Source organism: Mycobacterium sp. (genome assembly GCF_052145595.1).
GTDB lineage: Bacteria > Actinomycetota > Actinomycetes > Mycobacteriales > Mycobacteriaceae > Mycobacterium.
Genome location: NZ_JBKQOI010000294.1, coordinates 1 through 7,054 on the forward strand (window position 1 = coordinate 1; position 7,054 = coordinate 7,054).

Sequence of the window (7,054 nt, forward strand, 5' to 3'; positions counted from 1 at the left end):
GCATGCCCGGCCACGCCACCCATGCGCCGCGCCGTTGTGTCGTGCACGGTGCCCCGAAGAAGGTGATCAAGATCGGGATTCTTGCTCGGATCGGCTCTGCTCTCGTCGTCACGTGCTGTCGGTGCAATGCGCGACAAGAGACCGGTGCTCCACGTACCCGCAGGACAAGCGTCCGGCTCCTGGACTTTTGGCGCAGGAGCCCAGGTGATCGCAGCTCCTACCGTGGTGTGCGGACCACATGCTTTGGTCGGGGGAAGGTAGTGGGTGTCTTCCATGCCGAGCGGCTCGAATACGTGCCGCTGAACGTAATCGTCCAAGGCCTCGCCTGTGACCCTTTCGATCAGCGCGCCAAGCAGAATGAAGTTGATGTCGGAGTAGCGGAAACCCTCGCCGGGACCCGACTCCAGCGGCGTGGTGAGCGCACGATGGATGCCTTCCGCTTTATCGGCTCCGTCCAGTCCCCACGGATCTTTGAGATCGACGTCGCCCGTTTCGCCTGAAGTGTGCGTAAGCAACATGCGAACGGTCACCTTTGCGCGCCGTGGATCGTTTGCCGTGTTGAAGTCAGGCAAGTACTGCTGCACGGGGTCGTCGAACCGAACCTTGCCTTGTTCGTAAAGCTGCATAACGGCAGTGGCCGTTGCGAGGCTTTTCGTCAACGACGCCAAATCGAAGATCGTGTCCTCGGTCATCGGCTCTGCAGGTGCAGGCAGTCCATCTAGGCCGGGTTCGGCTGCAAGCTTGCGCGAGCCGTAAGCCTGGCGGAAGGCGATCTTGCCGCCGTGCCCGATCACAACCACAGCACCTGGCAGCCTGTTCGCCGCAATCGCATCGTTGATCAGCTTGGAGACTGTTGCGAAATCAGGTGCGGCAGCCGCATCGGGCAGCTCGGAGAATGTTGCGAAATCAGGTGTGGGAGCCGCAGCAGGCGCCTGCGTTGTCTTCCCGTTGTCGCTTACCTCTGTGTGCGTTGCATCGCGGCGCGAGCAAGCCGCAACGAATGCCAGAAAAACAGTTCCCACGGCAATGGCCTTTCGCATTCGTCTACCGAAGGCAAGGCTGCTAAGCGAGCTGTCGTTCACGTGATTCCCCGCCGCCGCATTCACGGAATTCCATACGTGGTCGTCCCGCCATGATGCTGTGTCCGCCGGAGCGGCTTGTCAAGGATCTGGCCCCAGTGGGGCCACCCATGTCTGCGGCAGCAGCACGACGCCCCCACCTCGACGCGCGTCAGAACCGGTGATGCATGAAACCTTACGTTTACCGGGCCGGCGAAAAATAGCCGACACGATCATGGATAACCTTCGATACAAAACGTCAGTCGAACGTCGGGTGGCGCGGTCTGACCTTGCGCCAACCGCTGGCCACCGACTCCTGCCGCAGCTTTGGCGCGAGGTTCGCGATCAAGAACGCCGATTAGCGCAACATCACCGCACGCGGCGGTGTCGTCGCGCTGCCGTCCCAAAGCCACCAGCGACATCCAACTCGAACGCGTCGCGGGAAGGCAGAAGCGCGCAACTTTATCGTCCTCATCGTGCAGCGATCGACATCCCCAGCCCAACAAAATCCACACGTCGGGAAGGTGCCCAGCATGTATCGCCAGATCCTTGATCCCGTCGCCCACTCGCTGGCTTGGAGCTCTCTCGCGGCCGCGTTACCGCTGGCGGCGCTATTCCTGATGCTCGGCGTGTTGCGCCTGCGGGCCTGGATTGCGGCACTGGTGTCGCTGGCCGTCGCTATTGCGGTCGCCGTCGCCGTGTACGGCATGCCGATCGGCCAGGCGGCGCTGGCGGGCACCGAAGGCGCCGTCTTCGGATTCTTCCCGATCCTGTGGATCGTGATCAACGCGATCTGGGTCTACCAGATGACGGTGCAGACAGGGCATTTCGACGTGCTGCGACGCAGTTTTGCGACGGTCAGTGACGATCACCGCATCCAGGCAGTCATCGTCGCATTTTCCTTCGGGGCGTTGCTCGAAGCCTTGGCCGGGTTCGGCACGCCCGTGGCGGTCACCTCGGTAATGCTGCTCGCCCTGGGCTTCAAACCACTCAAGGCGGCCGTCCTGGCGCTGGTCGCCAATACCGCGCCGGTCGCATTCGGGGCGATGGCCACACCTATCATCACCCTCGCCAAGGTATCCGGCTTGTCGACCGACACGCTCGGCGCGATGGTCGGGCGCCAAACCCCGATCTTGGCCGTCTTCGTCCCCTTGGCGCTGGTTGCCATCGCAGACGGTCGGCGCGGTCTGCGCGAAACATGGCCCATCGCCCTCACCGGTGGTGTGGTTTTCGGCCTCGCCCAATACGCCACCTCGAACTTCGTGTCGGTGCCGCTGGCCGACGTCGTCGCCTCCCTGCTGTCTGCCGGCGCCCTGGTGTTGTTCGTGCGCATCAGGCGTCCGCAAACCGAATTCACTCGCGCCGGGGTAATAGCCGGCGGCGCCGCCGACACGGGGACCCCCGAATTCGCCGAGCGCATCGCACACCCCGACTCACGCGCCGAGGTGCTCCGCGCATACGCGCCCTACGCGATCATCATTGCCGTCTTCGTGATTTGCCAGATCTCGGCGGTGAAGAAGTTCCTCGAAAAGGCGACCGTGACCGTGCACTGGCCAGGACTGCACCTATACACCGCCAAGGGCGCCCCGTCGTCGCTTCCGACGTTCAACTTCAATCTGCTGACCACGCCGGGCACCCAGATGCTCGTGGCGGGCATCGTCACCATGGTGGTGCTGCGCCTGTCGGTGGTCAGGGCGCTCAAGGCCTACGGGGCGACCCTGTATCAGCTGCGATGGGCGATCGTCACCGTAATGGCGGTGCTGGCACTGGCATTCGTGATGAACGCGTCCGGACAGACCATCACCCTGGGCACGTGGATGGCCGGGGCTGGAGGCGCGTTCGCGCTGATATCCCCGATACTGGGCTGGCTCGGCGTGGCGGTGACCGGGTCCGACACCTCGTCCAATTCCCTATTCGGCGCCCTGCAGGTGACCGCGGCCGGCAAGGCGGGACTGTCCCCGGTGCTGATGGCTGGCAGCAACAGTTCCGGCGGTGTGCTTGGCAAGATGATCTCGCCGCAGAACCTCGCCATCGCGGCCGCGGCGGTCGGGGTGCACGGCAAGGAAGGCGACATTTTCCGCCGAGTGATCATATGGAGCCTGGTGTTCGTGGTTTTCATGTGCGCCCTGTCGGGACTGCAGGCCTCGGTGTTGTCCTGGATGGTGCGCTAATTCTTGATAGGTCATCGGCTACCCGCGGGCTTTATGCCGCGCGATGCTTCGGTGCAACTCGGTCGCTCAGCGACGTTCGGGCGCGGGACAGCACCCGCTGAGCCCCACCCACGATGAGAACATCGTCGCGCTGGTTTGCATCGGAAGCTGGATTGCTCATTGCCTCATTTCCTTGTGGTTACGTGAGATCGCCGTGTGGTAGGTGCCGGGCGCAATGAGGGCTTTCATGATTTGGCCGGCACGCAGCGCGTCGAAGGCAGTCAGTGCGTCAGCTAATGGACTGATTACCGTGGTGAGGTCGGCGACAGTGACTTGTCGGGTGGCCAGCAGGTGGATCGCGCGGTCGAATTCGTCGATATATATGTATGACCCCTGCACCGTAATTTCTTTCAGCAGGATCGTCGCGGAATCGAGGCCGGGGTCGGGGCCCGCCCCGACCACCACCAGGATCCCGCCGGGCCGCAGCAGTTTCAGCGCGGTAGAGGTGGCGGCGGCGCTGCCCGAGCACTCCAGCACGACGTCGACCCCAGGTCCCCGGGCGTAGTCTTCGGCTGCATCGGCGGCGATCGCCACAGCATGGGAATTTGCTGCGAACTGCGCACGCTGTGTCGCTGGCTCCATGAGGAGGATTTGTTCGGGCGCTCTGAGGTGAGCGAGCCGGCAAGCAAGTTGCCCGATGGGGCCTCCGCCGGTCACCAACACCGTCCGGCCGGCGAGCTCGCCGGCGAGTTCCACCGCCCGCAGGGCGGTGGCCGTGGGCTCGACCCAGGCCGCCTCGAGCGTTCCCAGCTCGTCGGGGATGCGGCGCAGGTGGCCGGGGAAGGCGGTCATCAGCGGTGCCAGTGCTCCATCGGCCTGCAGGCACAGCGCCGTCTCCAAAGTGGCTTGCCGACAGAAGTTTTGCCGGCCCGACCGGCAATACACGCAAGACCCGTCCACGTTGCCGTTGGGGTTGACCGCTACCCTCTGGCCTTTCGCCCAGTCTGCGACATTGTCGCCGACTGCCACGACTCGGCCGGTGGACTCGTGTCCGAGAATGCAGTCGCCCCGATACACCTGCGGAAGCTGGGATGCGTGCAGATCGCTGCCGCAAATGCCGCACAGATCGACTTCGACGAGCAACTGATCGGGTCGCAGCGTCGGGCGTGGCCGGTCCTGCAGCGCAATGCGCCCCTGTTTGGTAAGCACCACTGCGGGCATCGTCATCTTCAGCGAGCTCCGTGTCTTTCGTTACGACGCAAACGAATACGGCCCGAAGCGGCCCCAGGCCACGAAGACACCCAGGGCGATCAGCACCAGGTTGACCGCGATGTTCATTGTTTCATTACGCCGCGCGTGAACGACGGCCGCACCCACCATTACGAGAACTAGCCCCGTCGCTGCGATGGGGACAAGGATCGGGGCGATATGCACTGCTGCCGGTAGGACCACCCCGATGGCGCCGAGTATCTCGGCGAGTCCGATCAATCGGATACTGGATTGGTCGAAGTCCTTCGCCCAGCCCTGGCCAGACGTGGCGAGTTTATCCTTGGGCACAAGCTGTTTCATCAGTCCGCTTCCGGCGAAGACTGCGGCTAAGACAATCGCGACGATCCATAGCGCCAGGTTCATGATGTCCTCCTAGGTTGAGAATGAGCAGTTTCGTCGAATGTCGCGCTAAGGCTGGCGACTTCGTCGTCCTGCAGCCGCAATGACCCAGCGCCAAGGTTTTCCGCGAGGTGGCCGCGACTGCTGGTCCCCGGGATCAGCAGCACGTTGTCCGCGATCGCCAGCAGCCAGGCGAGAGCGACCTGGGCCGGTGTGGCGCCGTGGCTGACAGCGATGCCGGTGACGACCGGATTGGTGCGGATCGCGTCGTGCTGCTTCTGCGGCCAGCCGAGCGGACAAAACGGAACGAACGCGATGCCTCGCGCGGTGCACTCGTTGAGGACCGCGGCCGAAGAACGATCCGCGAGGTTGTAGGCGTTCTGCACGCACACGATGTCAGTGACTTCCAGCGCCCGCAGGAGGTGTCGGTGGGTGACGTTGCTGATCCCGATTCCGGCGATCAAGCCGTCGTCCCGCGCGGCTACCAGGGCGCCGAGCTGGTCGACAAACCGTGCGTCAGGAACGGCGTTGTCCATCACACGCAGATTTACCGCGGTGAGTTGCTCGACACCCAACGTTGCGAGATTGTCTTCGATTCCCGCGCGGAGCTGATCGGGGTCGTCATAGCGCAGGACCGCGCCGAGACCGTCCCGGCGTGCGGCGACCTTACTGACCAAAGCCAGTTTGTCGGAGTACGGGAAGAGCGCTTCACGTATCAGCTGGTTTACCACCCCGGGCCCGTAATATTGTGCGGTGTCGATGTGATCCACCCCCGCGTCCACGGCGGCGCGTAATACTGCGATCGCTTCATCACGGTCCCGCGGTGGACCGAAGACGCCGTCTCCGGCCAGTTGCATCGCGCCGTACCCGACGCGCCAAACCGATTTGTCCCCAACGCGATAGCGCATATCTGAATGGTCAGGCATAAATCGGCGCCACGTCGAAGTAGACGCGGTAGTTGTCGATTTTGCCAAGGGTGTCTGTATGAAAGATCGTGACGCACGAGATGGTGACCTGTTGCCCGTCCTTGCGGTCGTAGCTGACTCTGAACTCGACGATCGCGTCGTCGCCGACGTTCCATTCGTTCACGATTTCGTGACGTAGGCCCGCGATAGTGTCATAGAAAGCAGTTATCCCGGAACGGATCTCGTCGATACCGACCAAAGGTTGTCCGTTCCCGAAAACGACACGGGCTTCCGCGGCGAAGAGTGAGGCTATCGTGGCAACATCCATCGAATCGACCGTGGTGAAGAGGTCGCGCGTGTCTGGACGGGTTGTTGCACCCATGGTGTTTCCCTTCCTGCTTGCAGGTCCGCTCAGAGCTCATAATACGTGATACATCATCTATATTCCAAGACACCGCGTCGTTATTCCGAGCGGAGCGCATATCGAGAGCCGTGATACTGGGTGGATCTGGTTCGAGCTGGGCAGCGTCAGCGCCCGAGCAGTGGATGATGCTTCATTCTGTGTTGTTCGCGACTGCGCTCACCACGGAGCCGGCGGCAAGGAGCTGTTGAAGTTCATATGGATGTGGATGTGTTCCAACGCTGCGGTAAGCGGTGCGAGCGCCTCGTCGGGCAGCGGGTCGAAGAACAGACGCCGGATTAAGGCCACATGACCGGGAGCCGCAGCGTCGATCGCTTCGCGACCCGCTCTTGTCAGAATCGCGTCGGTTGCCCTGCCGTCGTCCTCTGATGGAACCCGCTCAGCGAGACCGCGTTCGCATAGCCGCCGCAGCTGATGCGACGCGCGGCTCCGTTCCCAACCGATCAGGGCCGCGAGGTCAGAGACCTGGAGGCGCCCGCCAGGTGCCGAAGTTAACGCATTCAGAACGTGGTAGTCGGCAAGCGACAAATCGCTGTCGCTCTGAAGCTGCCGATTCATCTCATAATTAATCCGCATCTGCACACGCATGAACGCACGCCAGGCTTGCAGCTGGGCGGGCGACAGCCAGGGTTCTTGACCGGTCTTTCGGCGCTGACTACGTGACACTTCGGCTAATTCCTTTTCGGGCTATCCGCCCAGGATATCGCGATGATGCCCGGTAACTGCTTCGACGCGTCGTCAGCGACATTGGATACCAGTCCTGCTAGTGTCCTGCGCCAGGAATCCGTTGAATATATGAGGTGAGGCGTTCGAGGATCTCGTCGGCGGTTTTGGTCCAGGTGAAGGGTTTGGGGTTGTCGTTCCAGGTTGTGATCCAGTCGCGGATGTCTTTCTCCAAGGCCTGGATTGAGC

General features: G+C 62.6%; 7 protein-coding genes. 1 reads left to right on the forward strand and 6 read right to left on the reverse strand.

What is annotated here, in order from left to right; genetic code table 11:
• A partial coding sequence (locus tag ACLP4W_RS25250) for a serine hydrolase domain-containing protein (RefSeq protein ID WP_442390130.1) occupies nt 1-1,040 on the reverse strand: 1,040 nt, incomplete at its 3' end.
• A 551-nt stretch (nt 1,041-1,591) separates the two neighbouring features.
• Between ACLP4W_RS25250 and ACLP4W_RS25255 the strand changes: the two genes are divergently transcribed.
• Complete coding sequence (locus tag ACLP4W_RS25255) at nt 1,592-3,229, forward strand: L-lactate permease (RefSeq protein ID WP_442390124.1); 1,638 nt, start codon at nt 1,592-1,594, stop codon at nt 3,227-3,229.
• 156 nt (nt 3,230-3,385) lie between these two features.
• On the opposite strand, the gene ACLP4W_RS25260 is transcribed toward ACLP4W_RS25255, so the two are convergent.
• The 5 genes from ACLP4W_RS25260 to ACLP4W_RS25280 form a co-directional block, all read right to left on the reverse strand.
• Nucleotides 3,386-4,435 (reverse strand): zinc-dependent alcohol dehydrogenase, encoded by a 1,050-nt coding sequence (locus ACLP4W_RS25260; RefSeq protein ID WP_442390125.1) that lies wholly within the window; start codon nt 4,433-4,435, stop codon nt 3,386-3,388.
• A gap of 24 nt (nt 4,436-4,459) precedes the next feature.
• Complete coding sequence (locus ACLP4W_RS25265; RefSeq protein ID WP_442390126.1) at nt 4,460-4,840, reverse strand: DoxX family protein; 381 nt, start codon at nt 4,838-4,840, stop codon at nt 4,460-4,462.
• Nucleotides 4,837-5,724: an oxidoreductase gene (locus ACLP4W_RS25270; RefSeq protein WP_442390127.1), complete on the reverse strand. Its 888-nt coding sequence runs from the start codon at nt 5,722-5,724 to the stop codon at nt 4,837-4,839. The genes ACLP4W_RS25265 and ACLP4W_RS25270 overlap by 4 nt, the downstream gene beginning before the upstream one ends.
• A gap of 10 nt (nt 5,725-5,734) precedes the next feature.
• Nucleotides 5,735-6,103, reverse strand: coding sequence for a nuclear transport factor 2 family protein (locus tag ACLP4W_RS25275; protein ID WP_442390128.1), 369 nt, complete (start codon nt 6,101-6,103; stop codon nt 5,735-5,737).
• Between the two features lie 198 nt (nt 6,104-6,301).
• Nucleotides 6,302-6,808 carry a MarR family winged helix-turn-helix transcriptional regulator gene (locus ACLP4W_RS25280; protein ID WP_442390129.1) on the reverse strand — a complete coding sequence of 169 codons (507 nt, stop codon included), beginning with the start codon at nt 6,806-6,808 and terminating at the stop codon, nt 6,302-6,304.
• Nucleotides 6,809-7,054 lie beyond the last annotated feature (246 nt).